At 40.6% G+C, this 24,580-nt stretch carries 19 protein-coding genes and 2 pseudogenes; 10 read left to right on the plus strand and 11 right to left on the minus strand.

The genetic code is table 11. From position 1 onward, the window contains the following. From Aru01_RS13775 to Aru01_RS13785, 3 genes and pseudogenes are all read left to right on the plus strand, one after another. A pseudogene (locus tag Aru01_RS13775) lies at positions 1–134 on the plus strand (anti-anti-sigma factor GigB); the annotation flags it as partial. A gap of 33 nt (positions 135–167) precedes the next feature. Then, the gene (locus tag Aru01_RS13780) at positions 168–992 is read left to right on the plus strand and encodes a carbon-nitrogen hydrolase family protein (RefSeq protein WP_016657395.1); all 825 of its coding nucleotides are present in this window, start codon (positions 168–170) and stop codon (positions 990–992) included. A gap of 80 nt (positions 993–1,072) precedes the next feature. Continuing rightward, positions 1,073–1,657, plus strand: a complete 585-nt coding sequence (locus Aru01_RS13785; protein ID WP_016657396.1) for a hypothetical protein — start codon at positions 1,073–1,075, stop codon at positions 1,655–1,657. Between the two features lie 76 nt (positions 1,658–1,733). On the opposite strand, the gene gspE is transcribed toward Aru01_RS13785, so the two are convergent. Further along, positions 1,734–3,221: a type II secretion system ATPase GspE gene (gspE, locus tag Aru01_RS13790; RefSeq protein ID WP_016657397.1), complete on the minus strand. Its 1,488-nt coding sequence runs from the start codon at positions 3,219–3,221 to the stop codon at positions 1,734–1,736. Positions 3,222–3,324: 103 nt separating this feature from the next. Between gspE and Aru01_RS13795 the strand changes: the two genes are divergently transcribed. After that, positions 3,325–4,137: a DUF432 domain-containing protein gene (locus Aru01_RS13795; protein WP_016657398.1), complete on the plus strand. Its 813-nt coding sequence runs from the start codon at positions 3,325–3,327 to the stop codon at positions 4,135–4,137. Positions 4,138–4,146: 9 nt separating this feature from the next. Next, the gene (locus Aru01_RS13800; RefSeq protein ID WP_016657399.1) at positions 4,147–5,076 is read left to right on the plus strand and encodes a mechanosensitive ion channel family protein; all 930 of its coding nucleotides are present in this window, start codon (positions 4,147–4,149) and stop codon (positions 5,074–5,076) included. A 78-nt stretch (positions 5,077–5,154) separates the two neighbouring features. Here Aru01_RS13800 and Aru01_RS13805 read toward each other — a convergent pair whose 3' ends face one another. Then, a complete protein-coding gene (locus Aru01_RS13805; protein ID WP_016657400.1) occupies positions 5,155–8,034 on the minus strand; it encodes a DUF2339 domain-containing protein in 2,880 nt (959 codons plus the stop codon). A 168-nt stretch (positions 8,035–8,202) separates the two neighbouring features. On the opposite strand from Aru01_RS13805, the gene polA reads away from it, so the two are divergent. Next, entirely contained in the window at positions 8,203–10,974 is a 2,772-nt protein-coding gene (gene polA, locus Aru01_RS13810; protein WP_016657401.1) for a DNA polymerase I, read from the plus strand. Positions 10,975–11,023: 49 nt separating this feature from the next. Here polA and Aru01_RS13815 read toward each other — a convergent pair whose 3' ends face one another. Genes Aru01_RS13815 through ppx form a run of 5 tightly spaced genes read right to left on the minus strand, consistent with a single transcriptional unit; the run spans position 11,024 to position 16,147 of the window. Continuing rightward, the gene (locus Aru01_RS13815) at positions 11,024–11,590 is read right to left on the minus strand and encodes a YggT family protein (RefSeq protein ID WP_016657402.1); all 567 of its coding nucleotides are present in this window, start codon (positions 11,588–11,590) and stop codon (positions 11,024–11,026) included. A 28-nt stretch (positions 11,591–11,618) separates the two neighbouring features. Next, the gene (gene proC / locus Aru01_RS13820) at positions 11,619–12,449 is read right to left on the minus strand and encodes a pyrroline-5-carboxylate reductase (RefSeq protein ID WP_016657403.1); all 831 of its coding nucleotides are present in this window, start codon (positions 12,447–12,449) and stop codon (positions 11,619–11,621) included. Next, positions 12,446–13,828: a tRNA lysidine(34) synthetase TilS gene (gene tilS, locus Aru01_RS13825; protein WP_081407243.1), complete on the minus strand. Its 1,383-nt coding sequence runs from the start codon at positions 13,826–13,828 to the stop codon at positions 12,446–12,448. The genes proC and tilS overlap by 4 nt, the downstream gene beginning before the upstream one ends. Beyond that, entirely contained in the window at positions 13,765–14,589 is an 825-nt protein-coding gene (locus tag Aru01_RS13830) for an acetyl-CoA carboxylase carboxyltransferase subunit alpha (protein ID WP_016657405.1), read from the minus strand. Before Aru01_RS13830 ends, tilS begins: the two co-directional genes overlap by 64 nt. 37 nt (positions 14,590–14,626) lie before the next feature. After that, positions 14,627–16,147, minus strand: coding sequence for an exopolyphosphatase (gene ppx, locus Aru01_RS13835; protein WP_016657406.1), 1,521 nt, complete (start codon positions 16,145–16,147; stop codon positions 14,627–14,629). 281 nt (positions 16,148–16,428) lie between these two features. Here ppx and trxA point away from each other — a divergent pair, with 281 nt between their 5' ends. The 3 genes from trxA (at position 16,429) to Aru01_RS13850 (ending at position 19,102) form a co-directional block, all read left to right on the plus strand. After that, complete coding sequence (gene trxA / locus Aru01_RS13840) at positions 16,429–16,755, plus strand: thioredoxin (protein WP_016657407.1); 327 nt, start codon at positions 16,429–16,431, stop codon at positions 16,753–16,755. A 438-nt stretch (positions 16,756–17,193) separates the two neighbouring features. Then, on the plus strand, positions 17,194–18,462 hold the full coding sequence (rho, locus tag Aru01_RS13845) for a transcription termination factor Rho (protein WP_016657408.1): 1,269 nt from the start codon (positions 17,194–17,196) through the stop codon (positions 18,460–18,462). A 403-nt stretch (positions 18,463–18,865) separates the two neighbouring features. Beyond that, complete coding sequence (locus Aru01_RS13850; RefSeq protein ID WP_016657409.1) at positions 18,866–19,102, plus strand: hypothetical protein; 237 nt, start codon at positions 18,866–18,868, stop codon at positions 19,100–19,102. Between the two features lie 170 nt (positions 19,103–19,272). Here the strand turns inward: Aru01_RS13850 and Aru01_RS13855 are convergent, their stop codons facing one another. From Aru01_RS13855 to pheS, 3 genes are read right to left on the minus strand one after another with little or no spacing between them, the layout of a single operon-like run. After that, positions 19,273–19,572 carry an integration host factor subunit alpha gene (locus Aru01_RS13855; RefSeq protein ID WP_016657410.1) on the minus strand — a complete coding sequence of 100 codons (300 nt, stop codon included), beginning with the start codon at positions 19,570–19,572 and terminating at the stop codon, positions 19,273–19,275. Then, positions 19,569–21,950 carry a phenylalanine--tRNA ligase subunit beta gene (gene pheT / locus Aru01_RS13860; protein WP_016657411.1) on the minus strand — a complete coding sequence of 794 codons (2,382 nt, stop codon included), beginning with the start codon at positions 21,948–21,950 and terminating at the stop codon, positions 19,569–19,571. The genes Aru01_RS13855 and pheT overlap by 4 nt, the downstream gene beginning before the upstream one ends. 30 nt (positions 21,951–21,980) lie before the next feature. Next, positions 21,981–22,961 carry a phenylalanine--tRNA ligase subunit alpha gene (pheS, locus tag Aru01_RS13865; RefSeq protein ID WP_016657412.1) on the minus strand — a complete coding sequence of 327 codons (981 nt, stop codon included), beginning with the start codon at positions 22,959–22,961 and terminating at the stop codon, positions 21,981–21,983. 327 nt (positions 22,962–23,288) lie between these two features. On the opposite strand from pheS, the gene Aru01_RS13870 reads away from it, so the two are divergent. After that, positions 23,289–24,317 (plus strand): hypothetical protein, encoded by a 1,029-nt coding sequence (locus tag Aru01_RS13870; protein ID WP_016657413.1) that lies wholly within the window; start codon positions 23,289–23,291, stop codon positions 24,315–24,317. Between the two features lie 40 nt (positions 24,318–24,357). Here Aru01_RS13870 and Aru01_RS13875 read toward each other — a convergent pair. Then, positions 24,358–24,522: pseudogene (locus Aru01_RS13875) on the minus strand (NADAR domain-containing protein); the annotation flags it as partial. Between the last annotated feature and the right edge of the window lie 58 nt (positions 24,523–24,580).

The raw sequence follows: 24,580 nt of genomic DNA on the forward strand, positions 1-24,580 counted from the left end.
CAATGCTCTCCACTGTGCTGGATGCTCATAAGACATTAATGAAACTCAACAAAAATAATCAAAATATGTTTGAACCGCTAGTTAAAAAGCTTGAAGAACATCACGATGCAATGGATTCTGTATCTGATCAATAAATAACTTAACGATATTTCAAACAGGGAAATATTATGACTCTGATTTCTATTGCACAAATGAACTCTCAAAATGATATTGAAGAAAATTTCAATATTGTTGAAGAATTAATGCAACAGAGTCAGAGTCAAGGCTCGTCTTTATTGGTGCTACCTGAGAACTTCATTTGTTTTGCTGCGGGGAAACAACGTGAAACAGCAGCTCAATTTGAAGAGATTCAAGCAAGATTACAGCAACTCACCCATCGCTATCAGATTTGGCTAGTTGCAGGTACATTACCCTGCCCATTTCGTCCTGATGGAACACCCGTTCCCGATGGTCGTGTCCGCACCACCAGTCTATGTATTAGTCCAGACGGTATTGAAGCAAGATACGATAAAATTCATTTGTTTGATGTCATGGTGGCTGATGCTATAGGTGGTTATCAAGAATCGAAGTTTTTTGAACCTGGCACTCAGATCGTGACTGCCAAAACACCTTTTGGTCAGATTGGCCTAATGGTCTGTTATGACTTACGTTTTCCAGAGTTATCGTTAAAACTACGAGCTCAGGGTGCAAATATTCTCACCGCACCAGCTGCATTTACCTATACTACAGGTCAATTGCATTGGCAGTTACTTTTACAAGCACGTGCGATGGACAGTCAATGTCTGGTTGCAGGCGCAGCTCAACAAGGTTGGCATGCGGCAAAGCGTCAAACTTGGGGACATGCAGGTGCTGCTGATAGTCGTGGACAATTACTTGATATCGTCAATACCGAAGGCACTCAATTGATTCATGTCAACTTTGACTTAGCTGAACAAGAGCGTATTCGAGCATCAATGCCTTTAATTGAGCACCGCCGACTCATTCAGTTGTAATACAGCTTTATTCGCAACAAAAAATCACCTCTAAATCAATAATTTTTAGACCTATCCACGCATAAATTAAAGACTCTGCCATGTTTAAATTCCTGCTTTTTACAACAGTATTGTTCAGTTTAACGATGCATACCGCATTTGCTCAAAACAAACAGCTTATAGCAGCAACACAAAACTTTGAAAATAATTGTGTGCGTGCAACCCCAACCGCAACACTCATTAAAGATAAAGTACAGCAACACAGTTTTCATCTCGAAATCACCGATGGTGACCTCCCTATACTTATGGGATTAGAAAGTGCACAGCTTGAAAAAAATCAATCCATTCGACTGAAAAATAGTGGTTGTGAATATTATACCTTTGATATTCAATTGGCTTTAAATGCAGAAAAGATCGAGCGCAATCATCAACTCTGCCAAGATTGCTTAATCATTGAACTCAAGAACCTAGCACAATATTTTCAAATAGAAGATCGTGAGTTTTATTTAGAAGGGATCAAAACGTTAGAACAGCAGTTTAAAAAGAACAAATCATTTAAAGTCGGAAGTACTTATCAACTCGATGACTCTGAAGAAATACCACAAATTTTTCTTTTTAATAAGATCAAAAAGCAAAGCAATGGACAATACTGGATTGAATTTACTAATAGTGTAGGCCCGCTTTAAAAATAGATATAAGGCAACTCGTTTAACATCATAAAAAATGGCGCAAAATAATGCGCCATTTTTTATTGAAGATCAATTAATCTGCAGATTTATTGGTAACCCGTAATACCTCTTCAACAGTAGTTTTACCCGCCAGTACTTTACGTAAACCATCATCACGAATAGAACCTGCTTGCTTACGTGCATAATTTTCTAATTCGTATTCAGCAGTATTACTATGAATTAAACGGCGCATGTGATCATCAATTGGAACAATTTCATAAATCGCAGTACGTCCACTAAAACCGGTATGAGAACACTGCTCACAGCCCTTAGGCTCTGGTATTTTTAAATGAGGATCTGTTTGAATAAATTTAAACATTTCCACTTCAGTGGCATCAGCATCATGCCATGTATGACAGTGCGGACATAAAGTTCGGACCAAACGCTGTGCAATAACGCCAATTAAAGAACTTGCAAGTAAAAATGGCTCTATGCCCATATCTTGTAGACGGGTCACTGCACCAATTGCAGTGTTAGTATGTAGGGTGGATAAAACCAAATGACCTGTTAATGATGCTTGCACAGCAATTTCTGCTGTTTCCAAGTCACGAATTTCCCCGACCATGACCACATCAGGATCTTGGCGTAGCATTGCCTTAAGTGCTCGCGCAAAAGTCATATCAACTTTGGTATTGACTTGTGTCTGCCCAATACCTTCAAGTTGATATTCAATCGGATCTTCAGCAGTTAAAATATTTCTTGAACCATCGTTTAGGTCAGATAAAGCTGCATACAAAGTTGTCGTTTTACCTGAACCTGTAGGTCCTGTGACTAAAATAATACCGTGTGGACGCTGAACCAAGTGTGATAAACGCTGATAGTCATCTTGAATAAGTCCCAAGTGTGTCATATTCAAACGCCCTGCCTGTTTATCTAGCAGTCGCATTACAACGCGCTCTCCATGTGAGGATGGTAAGGTGGAGACACGCACATCAACCTCACGTCCTGCTAAACGTAATGAGATACGACCATCTTGTGGAACACGTTTTTCTGCAATATCCAATTTGGCCATGACTTTAATTCGTGAAACCAAAAGTGGTGCAAGCTCACGGCGTGGCTGTACGATTTCCCGCAATTGTCCATCGACACGTAAACGTACGGAGAGTTTCTTTTCAAACGCTTCAATGTGAATATCCGAAGCATTGACGCGAATAGCTTCGGACAATAATGCATTAATTAAACGTACGATAGGCGCATCATCTTCCTGATCCATGAGATCTTCAGTTTCAGGAACTTGATCGGCCAAACTTAATAAATCGGGGTGATCCTCTAAACCAGCAGCAACCTGCTGTGACTCCCCTGTTTCACCTACATAACTTGAACTTAATAATTGATTAAAATCGCTTTCACTACATAATTCATGTTGGGCGACTCGTCCAAGAAAACGGCGCGCTTCCTGAAGCGCAATTTTTGCGGTATCTTGACGACGAACGATATATACTTGATCGCCTTCATAACGCAACAACACGCCATGCCTTTTTGCAAAACTATAAGGTATTTGTAATTGTTTCAGAACTTGCATGACAGCTGCATTTATCTATTAAAATTGCATTGAGTGTACTCCAAGCTTATGACACCGTGAAGTCCGTAATGAAAAAAGAAAAGCATTAGAGGAAGCAGATCAATTGACCGAGCATACACCGCCAAATTCACCACATTTAAAATGGTGGGGTGAAGAGATTTTTGAGCTGAACCAAACCAAAACTTGGCAATTTGGCTCTCTACTTTTTCGTCTCACGCGTGGTCTACAAGAGTGGCGACTTGAGTATCATCGCCCAAGTATTCAGTTTGATTATGAACAACAGTGGTGTCGTATTTATGACCCAGAAATGGTATTTCCACAGCCTACTCATGTGGAACGCTATATGTTTAAAGAGACACATCGCTCTTTTCGCTTAATGCCACGACTTTCAGACCGCTCTGTTGTTATTCGCCCTACTGATCCAATATATATACCAGCTGGTCAGCGCGGTACATTATTTATTAGCACGCCGCTTTGGCTTTCTGGCTTTGTTGAAAGTCAAAAAGATCCTTTATTCGATATCCCCGTTATTTTGCCTAAAGATACTTGGTTTGGACCGGATAAACGTAGTGGAGAAATGTGCTATGCCACCAAGGTTGATGGTCGCACCAATTTAAATCAATTACGCAATCGTGCATTTCGCGCTGTTACGCCTATTGATTTTCACAATGTGAGTAATCATCAATTGCGCTTTGACAAAATGAATGTCCCTGTCACTGCACTCCCTTTATTTTATAGTGAAAGTACAGGACGTTTATGGACTTCGCAAATAAAGGTGATTCACGAAACCTCAAATACTCCACCTCGTATTCGGATCGAAAGTCGCACACCACCTTTAGCAGGTGAAGTGAGCTATGTTCATCCTCCACGTGCACCAGGTAGCGCACTATTTAATATGTTTGATTCATTCTTTTAAGGGGGAACTATGCCTGCAAGCCCCAACCTCACACAAGACTTAAGCAAAAGCATTAACAGCATAGTTGGCGGTATTAACACTGATCGTATTAGTGAAATACTGGTTGCGCTCATTTTATGTTTATTTGGCTTCTTTTTAGCACGCATCATTTCCAATGGTTTTATTAGAACGATTGGTGTTCGTTTTAATGCACACCAACAACTGGTTTGGCGCCGCGGTATTTTCTATTTTATTTTTATGCTCTTTGTAATGGCTAGTCTTAAAGAGGCTGGTTTTAAACTGAGTGTATTCTTAGGTGCCGCAGGTATTCTTACTGTTGCTATTGGTTTTGCATCACAAACCTCTGCTTCAAACTTAATTAGTGGTTTATTTCTTATTGGCGAAGGCTCTTTTGAAATTGGTGATACCATCCAGATTACCTTAATTCGTGGACATACCATCGAAGGTGAAGTTATTTCCATTGATTTACTCTCTGTGAAACTACTCACTTGGGATAATGTCTATGTACGTCTACCAAATGAACAACTCATACGTGCACCAGTACATAATCTATCGAAATTCCCAATTCGTCGTATACCAATCACCATCTCAATTAACTTTGACCAAGACATCAATAAAGTCCGTGAAGTATTGATGAAAGTTGGAGAACATTATCCACTGGCCTTAGCTGATCCTAAACCTCGGATCAGTGTCACCTCTTTTGGTGAATCTTCAATTGAAATTTTATTTGCGCTTTGGTGTAGACAAGAAAACTTCATGCAAGTCAAAGATGAAATGCATGAGTTAATTCGTGATGCATTTGTCGAAAATAATATTGAAATTCCAGTCCCTAAAATTGGCTTTGTCGATCATCCACTCACGCCACATAGTGCGCTTGTACCAGATGATGTCGATCAATATGCCAACCAACAAGCCATTAAGAGAGAACCCAAACTCTAAAAGGTAATCTTAGAAAACGACAAAACAAATAAAAAGCGGCCATCGATCATTTGATTGCCGCTTTTTATTTTTTAAAAATTAATTCTCTTTAGACTGTTCAGGCATAGGCGCAATATAAGCAATAATCAACATGATCAAACCCGCCCCTAAAAATGAACCGACCCGCAGCAACGTTCCAATATGGGATAAATCGAGCAATACTAATTTCAATGTCACCAAGACCAATAGGCTTGCCCCCAATAACCATAACGCTCGAATTGATTTCTTGGTTGCAATCGTCATCGTTATAAACGCTAAACTCACCCAAAGCAATGTCAAACTAAACTGAACCGTTGCATCCTGCCAAAGTGACAACTGATTATATGGTGTATCTAAATACATATGCAGAGCACGCAGTAAAATATAACTGCTTAACCACAGCACACTGAGTACAGCCATAATCGCAATAATACCGCGATCGACACTATTCTTTAGTTGTAAAGTGAGCATCCACAAAAAACAGAGTAGCATGGCAAGCGAAACAGCATCGAATGGATTCAACAGTGGAAATAAATAAGCTTTAAAACTGCTTTGTGAAAACAACTGCGAGCTAATAATCCAAACAGCCATTAAGCATAAACTGCTATATGATTGCCATATTAACTGTAAGTTCAACTGCGGTATCGGACGCTTCCAACTCCATAATGCCAAGAGTACAGGTAATATGACGACACTGACATAAGGCATAGTTGGGACCAAGCCCAAACTTGCCAAACTTAAACTCACCAAGACTGCAAAACTACTGACTTCTCGTGTTTGCTCTAAAGCTAAACGTGTTCTTAACAACAATAGCGCAAGTAAAACTCCACTGAATACAAATAAAGTTTGCTGCATGTAATTTGGCCAAAGCAATTGCCCAGCGTGTGCATAATCACCAAGACTAAATATTGCATAACACCAAATAGGTACGATCGCTGCGCATTGTACGATCCACCACGTCCATGTGGCTTCGGTACGATACATCCATTCATTGATCACCAGCAAAGCAAGCACCATGAAGAATATTAAATTCGCCTCAGGATCATAAAAAGACCCTGCATCGATGATTAACCACATCAGCACACTGACAGCACTCAGCATTTGAAAAATATGTTGCAGTAACATCGGTAAATCATATTGTTTACGAAAAGACTCACGACAGTTTGCAACCAATACCATTGCAATCCCGACCAAGCTCAGGCACCAATACAAACTTCTAGGGACAAAGTTATCTGCCAGCAAATAGTAAACACCAGACAGACCCGCCACAACACTTAAAGCCATTGCCAGATAACGTGCGACTTTTGACTCACGCTGTAATGCAAAAATAAATATCAATAGTGCTTCTACAGCCCATCCCATCGCACTCCAATACCCTTCAGCCAAAATCGGGGGGATGAATGCGATAAAAATCAGTGTCAAACTCAAATAACTCTGCGCAATTACTGCAATCGCTTGTGTACGTTTAGTCAAGACATATAGCGCAGCATAGATCCCAACAAATAATAGACTTAAACCTGCCTGCCAAAAACGTTGCTGAAAGTAGATTAAGTAAATTAATCCGTAGCTGACTATAGGTACACCAAATACCAATGCTAAATCGAGAAGTGGATTCAGTTTAAAATGTTGTAAATCTTGTTTGGCCAACAGTTGGCTATAACGAAAACCAAGCCAAATAAAAATTGCGCTATGCGCTAAAATTCCAATCAAGAGTTGAAATTGATCTGCATCTGGATGCAGTAAACCATAACCAGTAGCAATGAATAGCGTGAGCAAAAAAGTAATTTGTGTTAATACCTTCCATGGTCTTAAACTACTGAGCACTGCCACAGCCAAGTTAATAATCCAATAATATGCTAAAAGTTCAACACTGCTAATTTCTCGAACAGGCAAGGTAAATGGTGCGATATAGGCAATTAACATCGCCATCAAAGCCAACTCAATCGACTGCTGTTTTAAACTTAAACGCACGGTAATCAGCATTAAGCCAATAAACAACAAACTGGCTATTACTAAGGATGAAATAAGCTGATTGTAATAAGCAAAAAAGAGATTTAAACAGAGTCCTGCCATGCCTAGACCTTCCAGTCCCAGCGCGAAACCCCGATTTTGCTGATATAACCGATAACCTAGGCCTGTTACTGCTGCACACACGACTCCCACGATTGCCAACTGTACAGCCAAGTCCAATTGCCAATGTTCTGTCGCAAAACGTAATAATAAAACAATACCCATCAGCAGTACCGTGACGGCAACTTTCAGTACAGGATTGCCCTGAAAAATCCACTGCTGGAGCTGTTGTCCCAAACTCAATTGGCTCGATTGTTGAAGGTCTGTAGCTTCTGGACCAAGTGGGTTTGGTTTTTCCAGAAAGGGTTCTATGTTTGTCTGTTGATGCGTAGTTGAATGCGATACTGAAATATTGTTCTGTTCAACTTCTGTCTTCTGTTGATCTGTGTGTATTACTGTTGATGGGTATTGTTGTATTTGCGGCTCTTGTCTCTTTTCTATTTGAACCAGCTCGGTCACTTGTTGACTCAGTGTCTGTGCTGAATGGTGGCCTTGCGACTGATGTTTTATCTGTTTTTGTAGTACGATGAGATCAAGCTCTAAACGCCTCAACCACCGAAGAAAAAAGAAAATCCAACTGGTAAGTCCCAGCGCCGTCATCCAGTGTTTCCCCACAAATAATCCCGCTGCAATGAGTATGGATGCAAGATAAAGTGGCACTTTAGACGTTTGCTGTATCACGATGTTTTGATGTTGCGCAATTTGTTGGGTTGAATGTTCAGTCACGCCTACGTAGTGCATGACACTGACCAGCAAGGCCAAAGCACAAAGATAACTCAGCACTGGAATCTCTAAAAACCATGTTGCAATACCAATGATCATGAGTAACATCAACCAAATTATTCGTATTTCGCTTTGTGCTCTGAGCATCTTGTTAATATTCTCTATTATGAATAAACAAATCATAACTTAAAGTGGACCATTCCACTGTATTTGTTATGACGAAGTCTAAGGCAAAACAATTTTCAACTTTGTGAAGTCTGTGCAACTGACTAAAATCACGTACAATAGCCAAGTTAATTGATGAGGATTGTTGCAATGCCACCATTTGTATTGGTCGATGGGTCATACTTTTTATTTCGTGCTTACCATGCCCTACCACCACTGACCACATCAACTGGTCTACACACCAATGCAATTCGTGGAGCGATTTCTGCGATACAAAAGCTCATGCGTCGAATTCAGCCAACGCATATGGCAGTTATTTTTGATACCAGTGAACCGACTTTTAGACATGAATTATCACCGATCTATAAAGGTGATCGTCCGAGTATGCCAGAAGAGTTGGCGCAGCAAATTCCTTATTTGCATCAGTTAATTCAAGCATTAGGCATCCCGTTACATACACTGCCCGGCGCTGAAGCCGATGATGTGATTGGAACCTTAGCCAAACACGCTGAAAAAGCAGGTCACCAAGTTCTGATTTCAACAGGTGACAAAGATATGGCACAACTTGTCACAGACAAAGTCACCTTAGAAGACAGTTTTAAAGACAAGCCGATGAATGTTGATGGTGTATTTGAGAAGTTTGGCGTATGGCCACATCAAATTATTGACTATCTAACATTGATGGGCGATGCCTCTGATGGAATTCGTGGTGTTCCTGGTGTTGGTGCTAAAACGGCTGCCAAACTACTCACCGAATACGACTCATTGCAAGGCATCTTAGCCAATGTGGACAGTATCAAAGGTAAAGTGGGCCAAAGCCTAAAAGACAATCTAGAAAACATCAAACTTGATCATCAGCTGGCGAGTATCGTATGTGACCTTGAATTAAACTTAAGTTATGACGACCTCAAGTTAGCTCAGCCCAATGTCAATGAATTACGCCGCTTATATACAGAGCTTGAGTTTCGTAACCAACTACAGTCCTTAGATCATCCAAACAATCCAAACGGTAAAAACTATCAGCAAAGTTTACAATCAACAGCTGCGAGTCCAGCACCAACAGCATCCGGTCAAGCGATCAGCAATGACCAAGCCAGCAGTAGCAGTAGTGATGACCAATTAGGTCAAGCGACTTATCATACCGTTCTTACACAGCCACAGTGGGATGAGTTTTTTGCTCGTTTGAGTGGTTCCAAACGCTTTGCTATTGATACTGAAACGACAAGTCTTGATTATCGCGTTGCACAACTTGTTGGTTTTTCTATTGCTTTTGATGCTCATGATGCCTATTACATTCCTCTTGCACATGATTATGACAATGCACCGCAGCAGTTAAATCGTGAAGATGTTTTAGCTCAAATCAAAACGATTTTAGAAGATCCACAAGTTGAAAAAATTGGGCATCATCTAAAATACGATGCGCATATTTTTGCCAACCACGGTATTGAACTACAAGGCTGGTATTTCGATAGCATGCTCGCATCTTATGTACTCAATGCTGCGGCAACGCGTCATGGTATGGACGATGTCGCTCGACTTTACCTAAGCCACTTAACCACCACTTTCGAACAAATTGCTGGCAAGGGTGTAAAGCAAAAAACTTTCAATCAAATTGAAATTGAAGTGGCTGCACATTACGCGGCTGAAGATGCACATGTAACTTATCGCTTATACGAAGTTCTCGATGAGAAACTCAGTAAACACCCTGAGTTAAAACATATCTTGCACAATATTGAAATGCCTGTGGCCAGTGTGCTCACACAAATGGAAGAAAATGGCGTGCAGCTTGATCTGAGCTTTCTTGATCAGCTCAGTGTAGACTTCAATTTGCGTATCACGGAACTAGAACAAAACATTCAAGAAATCGCTGGTCAAAGTTTTAATGTCAGCTCACCAAAGCAAGTCGGTGAAGTGTTATTTGATAAATTGGGACTCAAGGGTGGTAAGAAGACTGCGACGGGTCAATACAGTACCAGTGAAAGTGTATTAGAGAAAATTGATCACCCAATTACTGAACTTATTTTGGATTATCGTGGTCTAACTAAACTAAAAAGCACCTATACCGATGGCCTACAAAAACAGGCCAATGATGTGACTCACCGTGTACATACCAGTTATCACCAAGCGTTAACTGCTACAGGTCGTCTATCTTCAACTGATCCAAATTTACAAAACATTCCAATTCGTACAGAAATCGGTCGTCAAATCCGTAAAGCCTTTGTAGCACCACAAGGTCGTATTTTACTTGCAGCCGATTATTCACAAATCGAATTACGCCTCATGGCACATTTTTCTCAAGATGAAGCATTATTAGATGCTTTTAAAAATGGGCAAGATGTACACCGCCGTACTGCGGCAGAAGTATTGAACATCGAACTTGAGGATGTGACTTCGGATCAACGTCGTCAAGCCAAAGCAGTGAACTTCGGTTTACTTTATGGTATGTCTGAGTTCGGTTTGATTCGTCAGCTCGGGTTTACCCGTGAAGAATCACAGAATTATATTAAGCAATACTTCCACCGCTACCCGGGTATTTACGAATATATGCAACGCACGCGCCAAGTCGCTTCAGAACAAGGTTTTGTTGAAACGATTTTAGGCCGTCGTTTATATACGCCAGAGATTGATGCACGTAATATGATGGTACGTAAAGCTGCTGAACGTGCAGCGATCAATGCACCATTGCAAGGAAGTGCAGCAGAAATTATTAAACTTGCCATGATTCAGGTCAATCAAATCTTAGATCCAAAGCAAGCTAAGCTCTTACTTCAAGTACACGATGAATTGGTGCTTGAAGTTGATGAAGCGGCTGCAAACGAAGTATCTCAAACCATTCAACAAGTGATGCAGGATGTCGTACAACTCTCTGTACCGCTCACTGTAGAAGTCGGTCGAGGTATAAATTGGGACGAAGCACACTAATGAAAAAGGCTGCCCTCGGGCAGCCTTTTTGCTTCAACATCAAATCAGCTTAAAGCCCGCTGAGTAAACGTAAAGCCACCTCGGCCATCAATCGCTCAGCAATCACCAACGATAAAATCGCTAAAATAGGTGATAAATCAATCATACCCATATTCGGTAAAATACGACGAAATGGTGCCAATAAAGGCTCAGTGAGTTCTTGGACAACTTCAATGTAAGGTGAACGTGATTGTGTAAACATCACCACCCAACTTAAAATGATTGTCGCAAAAATTAAGTACTTTAAAATTCGAATTAATGCTTGAATGCTTTCCATAAAGGTCGCAATCAACAAGAATGTGCCGTTGTACAATGGCAAACCACTTAAATGCATCACCCCAAATTTCTTCAGTAAACATAAAAGAAATAGCAAAATCAGTGCAGCAATATTCACACGCCCTTTTGCAATGGTCGGAAAAATTCGACCAAAAACATCAACCACTTTTGTTGCTTTGATTGTTGACATCACAACTGGGTTATAAGGATTTACCACTGCTAATTGCATTAGAAAACGAAAGAAAACCAGCAATATCGCGACGTTCATGATGATTGCAAAGATATCAGCAGCTTGCGCCATATTTAAACTTTCCTAATAATAATGTCAGTTATTTTACACTTTCACTTAATTCACGAGCCAACTCTTGACTACGTTTTTGCGCAGCCGCTAAAGCTGCTTGAATATTTTGTGAAATCTGAGCACGATCAAATACTTCCAGAGCTGCTTGCGTAGTACCATTAGGAGAGGTTACATTTTTTCTGAGTTCTGCAGGAGAGTTAGAACTCGTAATTGCCATTTGTGCTGCACCTAATGCTGTTTGTAGAGTAAGTGCTGTTGCAACTTTCTCATCTAAGCCTAGGTTTTTCCCAGCTCGAATCATGCTTTCCATTAAATAGAAAAAGTAAGCAGGTCCTGAACCAGATACTGCGGTCACGGCATCAATTTGTGCCTCATTTTCAAGCCAAAGTGTTAGACCAGTTGCGGCTAAAACTTGGCTTGCTAAATCACGCTGCTGTGCAGATACAGCATCTGTAGCAAACATGCCATGTGCACCTGTTTGCACCAATGCTGGTGTATTTGGCATAACCCGAACAATTTGATCTGTTTCTAATAAATGGCCAATGCTGTCAATTTCAGCACCCGCAACAATAGAAATAATCAACTTGTCTTGTAATTGACCTTTAAGAGGTGCAAGTACAGTTGCCAAAACCTGTGGTTTGACAGCTAAAACCACAACATCCGCCTGTTGTACTGCAGCCAAATTGTCATCAGTGACATGGACTTCTTTTTCAAGAAGAACTTGTCTTACTTTATCGACGGGGTCGGCAACAGTAATGCGAGTTGCTGGCATACCACGGCTCAATAGCCCGCCAATTAAGGCTTGGGCCATGTTACCACCACCAATAAAACTGATATTACAATTTAAAACTGCACTCATAGATCACGCTCAACATAAATTTTAGAATGGCTTGGGATTAATTGAGGTACCCATCCCCCTGCCTCACAATACTCGGACTGACTTAGCCAAAAACCCTTCGGAGTAAAAACACCTAGCATAACATTATCTATGCTTAATATTTGAATTGTATGACGCTGCCAAGGGAAAATATGCGCTTCTTGGATCGCCTTTTTTAGTGGCCAGCGACCAATCCGCCCATAAAGATGTACTTTTTCCCCACCTTGACGAGCTTGCAAACAAAGATTCTGCTGCAATAATTTAGGGTGCAACCCCACAGTAGTATTTTGGATTTGAAACTGGCCCGATGCAAGTAACAATTTCTGTGCTAACTCAACTTTTAACACAGATGTGTTTTGCATATTGCTTTGCTTTGAAGCCAAATATTCTTGCTGCTCCAAACGATAGATCTCAGTTTGATACCGAACATAATAGTGGCCATTACAGTGCAAAGCCGCTTGAGCATCGGACTTGGCCAAGATCACTTCCTGTTGAAGGCGCTTGATCATTTGTAACGCAGGCCGATACGTTTGTTGTCCTTTCATCCAGGCAGATAGAAGTTGTCGCTGACGTGGTATAGATAAATGCTGTAATTTTTCAATGTTTAAGTGTTCACTATCACCACAGTGTCGCCAATCTTCTAGTAAGACCTCTTGTAAAATTTGATCTGCATCATGCATCAATTCACTACAACGCGCTAAAGCAGATTGCATTTGGGGATAGCGCTGCTGCAACATTGGCCAAAGTTGCCCCCGACACCAAGCCCGGTCATAGTGCTGATCAAAATTACTTGGATCGTCAACATAAGGCAGCTGTAATTGTTCTACCCATTGACCAATCTGCTCACGTGTCAGCCCTAATAAAGGTCGCCAAAGCTTGAGGTCGGCACGTTCCTCATAGGCTTGCATCGCCGCTAAGCCCTTTACCCCAGTACCTGATAACAATCTCAGTAACATAGTTTCAGTAAGGTCTTGCTGATGATGTGCCAATACCAATATTTCATCTTCACGCAAATGCTGGTTAAAAGCTTGATAACGTGCATTTCGTGCTTGATTTTCAAGATTTCCACGATTTACATCAACGGCTTGTACCACACATTCAACGTTAATCGTTTGACAAAATGTTTGTACCAGCTCTCCCCAAGCTGCACTTGGTTGCTGTAATTGGTGATTTACGTAAATTGCACGAATACGATCAGGGTAAATTTCAGACAGCAGAAACAACAACAGCATGGAATCCATGCCGCCGCTACATCCAATCAGGAAACGAGCCTCTTTAGAGAAGCTCGCTATTTGAGTTAGGCAGTAAGACCTAAATTGTCGCTGCCAAACTTCATTAAACGTTGATAACGTGCTTCGCATCGTTCATCTGCATCCATAGGTTGCAAGTCTTGCAGAGCCTTCGTGAGTACAACCTTAAGTTTATCCATGACTTCTTGAGGGTTGACATGCGCACCCTCACCTTCATCAATCACTTCTTCAACTATACCCATTTTTTGCAGTTTGTCAGCTGTTAAAGCCAAAGCCTCACTCGCTTGCTCAGCTTTTTCAGCAGTTTTCCAAAGAATCGATGCACAACCTTCAGGTGAAATCACAGAGTAAATACTATGAGAAAGCATGATAACTCGGTCTGCGACACCAATACCGATCGCACCACCTGAACCACCCTCACCTAAAATCGTCGCAATCACAGGCACTTTCAAGTTTGACAACTGTGCCAAATTCACGGCAATCGCTTCCGCTTGACCACGCTCTTCAGCGCCTACTCCAGGGTAAGCTCCCATGGTATCTACAAAAGTAAATACAGGAAGATTAAAACGCTCAGCCATATCAAATAAACGCTGAGACTTACGATATCCCTCAGGATTACACATACCGAAGTTGTGCTGTAATTTTTCTCGAGTGCTGCGACCACGATGCTGGCCAACCACCATCACCGCTTGTCCATCTAAACGCGCCAAACCACCAATCATCGCACCATCATCACCATAGAGACGATCGCCATGAAGGGCATCAAATTCGGTAAAAATCTCACTCACATAGTCCAAAAATTGTGGACGATCTGGATGACGTGCAACTTGGACAGTTTTCCAAGCCTTAGATTGAGCTGCTTTATTTTTCATATGTCGATCATTATCCCTAAATTAACTCAAATTTCGGTTAACTGATAAATTGTTCCGACTGAATATTCAAGTCAATATCCCAGTGCTTGAACTGGATTTGCTCATCATGCAAATCGGCAACAAGCAGTGGCCATTGTTTGGCATCACCAGAAACGCTAAGTTGCCATTGTTGCGCATCTAGGGCATTCAATTCAATGGCAGGAAGCATCGCATCGCTACGACTATGATTAAGGCAAATCGCCAGTCTTAAAATCAAGCAAAGGTTCATAAGCTTGCGGCTGCCAGCTCGAATTACGTCCACTTTATCATCGGTTCGTAGTTTGCGACGGTGATGACCGACCAAATGTGACAAATGAATTTGATCTATTTGAGAGAAACCCGGAATATCGGAATGTTGCAATAAATATGCACCATGACGATGATAACCACCATGACTGATCGCTAAACCAATTTCATGCAGATAAGCTGCCCGTCTTAATAAGTCACTGTCTTCTGTATTGAAGTTAAATTGTTCAGCGACATTGGAAAAAAGTTGCTGTGCAACATCATCTACGCGACGCGCTTGCTTTAAATCCGCACCATAACGCCCCATCAAGGCTTGAACACTGCGGTCTCTGACGTCTTCATGTTGAAAACGGCCCAATAGGTCATACATTACGCCTTCACGTAGAGCACCGTCTGAATAAACCAATTTATCAATTTCAAACACTTCAAAAATTGCATATAAAATTGCTAAACCTGCAGGTAACACCCAACGACGGTCATCTTTAAGACCATCAAAATCTACTTCTGAGACATGTTTAAACTTGAGTAATTTTTCTTTTAACTTATCTAGGCCTTCACGAGTGAGATTTTCCTTATCATCACTCCATCCCATATTAATCGTCATTTGACGACAAGCTTTGATTGTACCACTAGAACCGACCACAGTATCCCAACCTGCTTCACGGTAGGTATTGGCAATTCCTGACAATTCTTTACGTGCCGCCACTACGGCTTTATCAAAATCTTTTTGGCTAATCTCACCATTTGGGAAAAATGCTTTACTGTAAGCAACGCACCCCATTTGTAAAGATTCTGTATGAATGGGTTCGAACTCTTCACCGATAATCAATTCAGTAGAACCACCACCAATATCAATCACCAAACGACGACCACTATTGGCTAAAGTATGCGATACCCCTAAATAAATTAAACGTGCTTCTTCACGCCCTGCGATAATTTCAATAGGTTTAGGCAAAATTTCAGCCGCTTTTTGAATAAACTCATGGCCATTTTTTGCTTGACGTAAAGCATTCGTTGCCACAATTCGTAAACGATTAGGTTGTACCGAACCTAAACGCCCAACAAAACGAGCAAGACAGGCTAAACCACGCTGTTGAGCTGCCTCTGTCAAATTTTTGTTTTCATCCAAACCCGCAGCGAGCTGTACTTTTTCTGACATTGAAGCCACTTTTTTTACTTCGCCGTGATCAACTCGAGCAATCGCCAAATGAAAACTGTTTGATCCCATATCAATCGCTGCGAGCAGCTCTTCATCAATCAAAAAATCAGACATTATTTATACAAACCCTTGCAGAATTGTGCCTAGATTAATTCACATAACTGTAATTTAAAAGCCATTTGTGTAGACAAATCGATGAGTACTTATTTTTTGTCTATATATGACATAAATATGACAAACAAATTTCTCCGATCAACTAAATCGACATCCTCAATTGGACAAATGAACAATTAAAAATCAAAATTTCTATGATTGTATACATTGTTAAGGATGTCTGTGTAATACTAAATCTATTCTAGATTATCCTTTATTTTATTTATTTTGGAGCAACTGCTATGTCAGGCAACATCGTCAATACCACTGATACTAATTTTGAAACAGATGTGCTCAAATCAGACGTCCCTGTATTGGTAGACTTTTGGGCAGGCTGGTGTGCACCTTGTAAGGCAATTGCCCCAGTACTTGAAGCACTTTCAAGTGAATATGAAGGCAAGGTTAAAATCGTAAAAGTTGATGTTACTTCATGTGAAGCAACTGCGGTTAACTACAACATTCGTAACATCCCTGCTTTATTGATGTTTAAAAATGGTGAAGTTGTTGCTCAACAAGTAGGTGCAGTGCCTAAGTCTAAACTCACCGCTTTTATTGAAGAACATATCTAAAGTTTGATCAGGGTCTGTTGACATGGTAGAACTGAATTTGTTCAGTTTTTACTGGCCATTTCTGGATTCACCTAAAAACGCACAAAGTCGCAATACTTTGAAATATCAAAAGACCCTTATTAATCGAACCTGTTCAATGCGTTATTTTTTTATAGCGCATTTTGCATTGTCAAATTGACAAAGCCACATATCTCCCTTATATTGCATGCTCAAGAAACATGAAGATCATTGCTACGTCGTTTCTTAAGGACATAGAACATAAATCGCCGCTCGGCAACAGGAATTGTGTCATACATTTCTCCATGAAAGTATATATTCGATTTTGAGTTTAGATTGGCCACCAATCAGCCTTCTCATATCTTGCATTGCGGACGATTTTTTTTACTTTTTTCCCCCTATCTGTGTATCACACACATCCAAATATCTATCTGATAATTTATGAACTTAACTGAACTCAAGAAAAAACCTATTGGCGAACTCATAAAAATTGCTGAGTTTATGGGCCTTGAAGGAATGGCGCGTAATCGTAAGCAAGATATTATCTTCGCCATCTTGAAGCGCCATGCCATGAATGGTGAAGAAATTTTTGGTGATGGTGTACTGGAAATTCTCTCCGACGGTTTTGGTTTTTTACGTTCGGCAGCCGGCTCTTATTTAGCTGGTCCTGATGATATCTATGTGAGCCCTTCACAGATTCGTCGATTCAATTTACGCACAGGTGATACCATCACTGGTACGATTCGCCCACCTAAAGAGGGTGAACGTTATTTTGCATTATTAAAAGTTAATCAAATTAACTACGATACTCCTGAAAACTCACGTAACAAGATTTTGTTTGAAAACCTCACTCCACTCTTCCCAACTGAGCAATTGGTGATGGAACTTGGTAATGGTACAAGCGAAGACCTTACTGCACGTGTTGTTGACTTAATTGCACCTATTGGTAAAGGCCAACGTTCAATTATTGTTGCACCACCAAAAGCTGGTAAGACTATGCTTTTGCAAAACATTGCACAATCAATTGTCCGTAATAACCCAGAAGTATTCCTCATTGTTCTTCTCATCGATGAACGTCCTGAGGAAGTAACTGAAATGGAACGTACTGTTCGTGGTGAAGTGGTGGCATCTACATTTGATGAATCACCTGCACGTCACGTACAAGTTGCAGAAATGGTGATTGAAAAAGCAAAACGTTTGGTTGAACACAAAAAAGACGTGGTTATTTTGCTTGACTCAATCACACGTCTAGCACGTGCTTATAACACTGTCATTCCATCGTCAGGTAAAGTCCTAACAGGTGGTGTGGATGCTCACGCTTTAGAACGTCCTAAACGCTTCTTTGGTGCAGCACGTAATATTGAAGAAGGTGGCTCACTGACCATCATTTCAACTGCTTTAATTGAAACAGGCAGTAAAATGGATGAAGTGATTTACGAAGAATTCAAAGGTACAGGTAACCAAGAGGTGACCTTAGACCGTCGTATTGCTGAAAAACGTGTTTTCCCTGCGATGAACATCAAAAAATCTGGTACGCGTCGTGAAGAGCGTCTCATGGATGAAGATAAACTTCGTAAGGTCTGGATTTTACGTAAACTCCTCCACCCTATGGATGAGCTTGCAGCAATGGAATTCTTACTTGATCGCATGAAAGAAACCAAAACCAACGATGATTTCTTTGATCAAATGAAACGTAAAGCAGCGAACTAATTCAACGCTCAAGCAAAAAAAATTATGAAATAAGCCCTTGTTAATCTTGGGCTTTTTTATTGGTTGACTTAAGTTACATATAATTACAAAGCGATTTGATATTTGTAAACTTAATGGATAAGAAATTACCATATTATTTTAGGCCATATTAACCTCATAATTTTAAAGAATTTATAATTTAGAAAATGCAAAAATAGCTGCATTATTATTGTAATTTCCTGTTAATATTGCTGGTTTTTTTAATTGAGAGAGTAGCAATTCGTTTTGCTCAGTGATAGCATATCACCAGACCAGTTAGGCTGCTCATGCGTTGTTAACCTCTTGCGGGTTTTAATCAATAAAAGCACACAACAGACTAACTAAGGTTTTTTTTATCTCAATTTATTTTTATGAGAGTGATGCCATGTTATTCAAAAAAATCGCTATTGCTGCTGCAGTTGCTACTACTTTAGCTTTCGTTGGTTGCTCTAAGAAAGAACAACCTACTGATACAGCCGCTGCTTCTGAAGCTTCTGCTGCAACTGAAGCTTCTGCAGTTACTCCAGACGTACCTGCTGCTGCTTCTGAAGCTGCTACTGAAGCTTCTGCTCCAGTTGATGCTGCTCCTGAAGCTTCTGCTCCAGCTTCTGCTGCTCAATAATAATCTTTTAGATTATTATCAGAAAAAGGGAACCTTACGGTTCTCTTTTTTTATGCCTGAAATTTTATCTTTACAGCCAAATCATAGTAGCCCTCTGTATTCACAGGGTAAAAAAAACTCCAAGTCGATAACGACTTGGAGTTTCAATATGTTGAATGAGTCAATACAAATTAATCATCGACCTGCTCATTGCCGACACGCTGTCTAAACTTCTGACCAGCACGGAATGTGACCACACGACGAGCTGAAATAGGAATTTCTTCACCTGTCTTTGGGTTACGTCCAGGACGTTGGCGTTTGTCACGCAGTTCAAAATTACCAAACCCAGAAAGCTTTACATGCTCACCTGAGATCAATGCTTGACTAATTTCATCGAAAAATAACTCAACCATTTGTTTTGCTTCACGACGATTCAAACTCGTGAGCTCACTTAAATGATCAGCCATTTCTGCTTTTGTTAATGCTGTCATGAGGCCCTCAATGTCGCCTTATAAGTGTCTTCCAACACTTGTATTATATGATCCATACCCGATTTGACTTCTTGATCTTCAAGAGTACGTGATGGATGCTGCCATAAAATTGCAAATGCTAAAGAGCGCTTGCCTTGTTCAACACCTTGACCAGTGTACACATCAAACAACCATGTCGAGCTTAGGAATTCACCGCCTGTGCGTTCGATAAGTTGCTGAATTTCACTGACATTAATATTATCATCAATTAAAAGCGCAATATCACGTCGAACTGATGGAAAACGTGATATTTCTGTAAAACTGGATACATAACTTTGCAAAACAGTCACTTGATCGAGTTCAGCGACCCAAGTTGTACCCAAATCCAACTCATCTTCCAAGCTTGGGTGCAAACGACCAAAATAGCCGATTGATTGCCCCTGATAGATAATTTCAGCAGATTGGCCAGGATGTAGCATTTCGCGTGTTGAACGTTGATATTCAACTTGTAAGCGACCTGCAGCTAAAATACTTTCAATTTCACCTTTTAAGTCAAAGAAATCCATTGCTTGATTTTTTGCATGCCAAGATTCGTTTACACGAGGCCCCACAGCAATCATCGCCAAAGTTGGAATTTGCTTTAACTCATGAATAGAGCTTGCATCCTGATAGTCAAAACGTAAACCCAACTCGAAGAAACGTACACGGCTTTGCTGACGATTCAAGTTATGCTGTACACATGGAATCAGACTTGATAACAATGTGGAACGCATCACCGCTAAATCACTTGAAATTGGGTTAGCCAACTTCAGTGTTTGACCATTTGGATTGAGAAGTTTTTCTAACTTTTCATCAGCAAAACTGAAGCTTATCGCCTCTTGATAACCAAGAGCGACCATCAATTGACGTAATTGTGGTAATTCAAATTGATCCGCATGTGCAGCGAACTTAACATCAATTTTTGGCAAGCTAATTTGAATATTGTCATAGCCATGAATACGTGCAACTTCTTCAACCAAGTCTTGATAAATTACCAAGTCATAACGATGTGAAGGTGCAACAACAGACCAGTGACCTTCTGACAAGGTGGTAAGTTCACAACCCAAACGGACTAAAGCATCAGCAATAAATTGGCCATCTACGTGATACCCAAGCAGAGCATCTACTTGAGCTTGCTGCAAAGTAATCGCTTCACGTTTAGGTAAAAGCGCTTTATTTTCAACGCAAGTAATTGGACCAAACTCACCACCAGCCAATTGGCTAATCAACTGTGATGCACGCTGCATTGCCAATAATGGCAATTCAAAATCAACCCCACGTTCATAACGCTGAGAGGCATCTGTATGCAAACCGTATCGACGAGCACGGCTAACAACGGCCAATTGAGCAAAAAATGCAGACTCAAGGAAAATATCCTGAGTATCGTCTGTTACAGCAGAACTTAATCCACCCATCACACCCGCCATTGCCAAGACTTTCTCGTCATCAGCAATAACCATAACATCTTCTGTTAATTCAATATCTTGTTCATTGAGCAGTGTCAGTTTTTCTTGAGATTTAGCTTGACGAACTTGTACTGTACCTTGAATTTTAGCCGCATCAAAGGCATGCATTGGCTGACCGAGTTCCATCAAGACATAGTTAGTCACATCGACCAATAAACTATGTTGACGTATACCCGAACGCGCTAAAGCTTGCACCATCCATTCTGGAGTCGCTGCTTTGATATTTACGTTCTTGATCAAACGGCCTAAATAACGTGGACAGCCTTCTGTATCAACCTGTACAGTCTGACAATCTTGAATCGTGGCAGCGACATCATTGATTTCTGGCACCTGAACTTGTAATGAATTCAGTACTGCAATCTCTCGTGCTACACCACGGATACTGAAACAGTCACCACGGTTTGGTGTAATACTGATATCAATAACATGATCATCAAGTTTTAAATATTCTCGAATGTTTTGACCTATCGGAGCGTCTTCTGGTAACTCAAGCAGACCATCGATTTTATCTTCAAGATCAATCTCTGAGGCACCGCAAAGCATACCGTGTGATTCGATGCCACGTAATTTACCTTTTTTGATTTTAAAATCACCAGGTAAAACTGCGCCAATCATTGCCACAGGTGCTTTCATACCAACACGAACGTTCGGTGCACCACAAACAATTTGTAATGTTTCTTCTTGCCCGATATTCACTGTGGTTACACGTAAACGATCTGCATCAGGATGCTGTTCTACAGTTAACACCTCACCGACAACCACACCTGTAAATGGTTTTGCCGCAGGTGACATTTCATCAACTTCAAGACCAAGCATGGTGAGTTGATTAGATAACGTTGCACTATCAATAGCTGGGTTAACCCATGTACGCAACCAATTTTCGCTAATTTTCATCTTATAAAAACCTTAAAATTCAAAATGTGTTTAAGCAAATTGGCGTAAAAAACGCACATCGTTTTGGAAGAATAAACGTAAGTCATTCACTCCATAACGCAACATAGCAAAACGCTCAACCCCAAGACCAAATGCAAATCCTTTATATTTATCTGGATCTACACCTGAAGCGCGCAACACATTTGGATGGACCATACCACAGCCCAAGACTTCTAACCAACGACCCTGCTCATCCATAATGTCTACTTCAGCACTTGGTTCCGTAAACGGGAAGTAAGATGGACGGAAACGTACTTGTAAGTCTTTTTCAAAAAACTCGTTGAGTAAATTAATAATCAAACCTTTGAGTTCAGCAAAGCTAGTATTTTCAGCAATGTACAAACCTTCAACTTGATGGAACATTGGAGAATGTGTTTGATCTGAGTCACAACGATAGACACGGCCTGGGCAGACAATACGAATTGGTAGACTTTCTGTCTCCATAGTACGTACTTGCACACCAGAAGTATGTGTACGCAACAAATGAGTCGCATCAAAATAGAAGGTATCATGCATTGCACGTGCTGGATGATGACCTGGTATATTCAATGCTTCAAAGTTGTGATAATCATCTTCAACTTCTGGACCAGTCGCCACAACAAATCCTGCTTTAGTAAAGAACTGACAAATACGTTCTTGCACCTGAACAACAGGATGAATACTGCCTAAGCTTTGTCCACGTCCAGGCAAGCTAATATCTACTTGTTCACTTGCTAATTTCTGTTGTAGGGCTGCTTGTTGCAATTGTGCTTGATGTGCTGTCAATGCAGCATTAATCGCTTCGCGCACTGAATGCAATGCAGCACCTTGAATCTTACGTTGTTCTGGGTCCATTTTACCCAGAGCTTTTGATTGTTCCGCAAGCTGGCTTTTCTTCCCTGTAAATTGCACTCGAACTTGGTCCAGTGCAGCAAGGTCTTGAGCTGCTGCTATTGCAGCAAGCGCTTCGGTGGTCAAGGCTTCCAGTGACATATAAACTCTCAAAGCTACAATTTAATAAAACAATACGATTGGTGGCTCAGGCTACCGAACTTCGTCGCAATCTACCACCCTATACCAATTACATCTGAAAAATAAAACATCAATCTGATAGAAATAAACTCAAAAATTACCCAAAGACTGATATAAGCCTAAAGAGCAACTGCATACTGATTAGTTATCACACAGAATGTATCAAAATATCATATGTATTCTAACAGTTTTTACCCAATTGAATGAAGCCTCCTAGACAGGAAAATCAAATTAACGCTATGATCTTTAAATCGCCTAAAATATGTGCTCTATCAATGAGATCACCTTATGAGTTTAGATAAAATTTGGAAACAACAACTTGCGTTAGTTAGCTATGGCAACGAGTACCTGTCAGGTCAGATTGCGATGCAGCAATTATTACAACATCAAATTTTCAATCTACATCAGTTTACATTTCGTGATCTTAATACACAGCAATTACTCGCTCAGCATTTCCAAGTGTGGTTAGAAGGCTTAAAACAACAGGGTGTACAGCGCATTAGCTTGCATCATTCTAATCTTTTACGACAAGAACAAAACCCAAACCCCAACGTTGAGTTACTCTCTTTCGCACACTTTATTGTGACGCATCAGGGTACTCAGTTAAGTGCTTGGATCTTTGGTCAAGAATTAGCAAAATGGTACAGCGCAGAAGAAGATTTCATCATACCACCAGCACAGTGCTCATCTGCTCGACTGATGACTTATTGGCGTTTTGACTTAAATAGCAAACTCAGTAAACTCATCAAACAAGACTTACTTAAACCCAATTGGGACGAAATTCATCGTTACACTGAATCTGAATTGTTTCTGCATCATTACGCTCAAGACTTTGAATATATTCCCAAAACAGACCAGCTTTACTACGGCACGTCTGAAGTTGGTCACTCATCAGAAAATAGTCAGTCCACGCTACTTGCATTGCTACCTAACTACATTTCAGCACCTTATGCGCATGAGATGCTCTATCAACTTGAAGATCTTTCTGTGTTTATTCAGAAAAAGATTAATCATCCTTATGATGATCAAGGCATCATTTACACTCCTGAACAACAGCTCAATCTCAGACACTTCTCAGAAAAGATTGATGACATAACGGCAAAATTTTTAGTTAAAGTTGCTAATCACTATCCAACTGCGAAATTGACAGTAACGGCATCTGTACCGAATGAGCCTTTCGATGCCACAATGCAAATCCCCACTAAGGCAACCCCTCTAACTGAACCACATGAAAACAATGGTAAAAAAATGAGTGTAGTCACTTTGATTATAGTGACCGCAATCCTCTGTTTAATTGCTTTTTATTATGGTTTTTAGAGCCCAGCTTTTAATCAAATCTAACCGAGCAACGATAATCTTATGCAAGTTCAGCTAATTTTGTTCGGACTTGCATCAGAGCAAAACTCAATAAGTTTAACCCCTGCCACTGCTCTGGCTGCTGTGCAAACTCATGATTTGCAGCCAACCCAATCCCCCAAACCTGATCTACGGGTGAAGCCTCTACCAACACACGCTCACCCGTGTTCCATAAATTAAATCACTAAAACTAGTTACAGGGTTTTTATTGACATCCTCCCCCC

Source organism: Acinetobacter rudis (assembly GCF_000829675.1).
GTDB classification, from domain to species: Bacteria; Pseudomonadota; Gammaproteobacteria; order Pseudomonadales; family Moraxellaceae; genus Acinetobacter; species Acinetobacter rudis.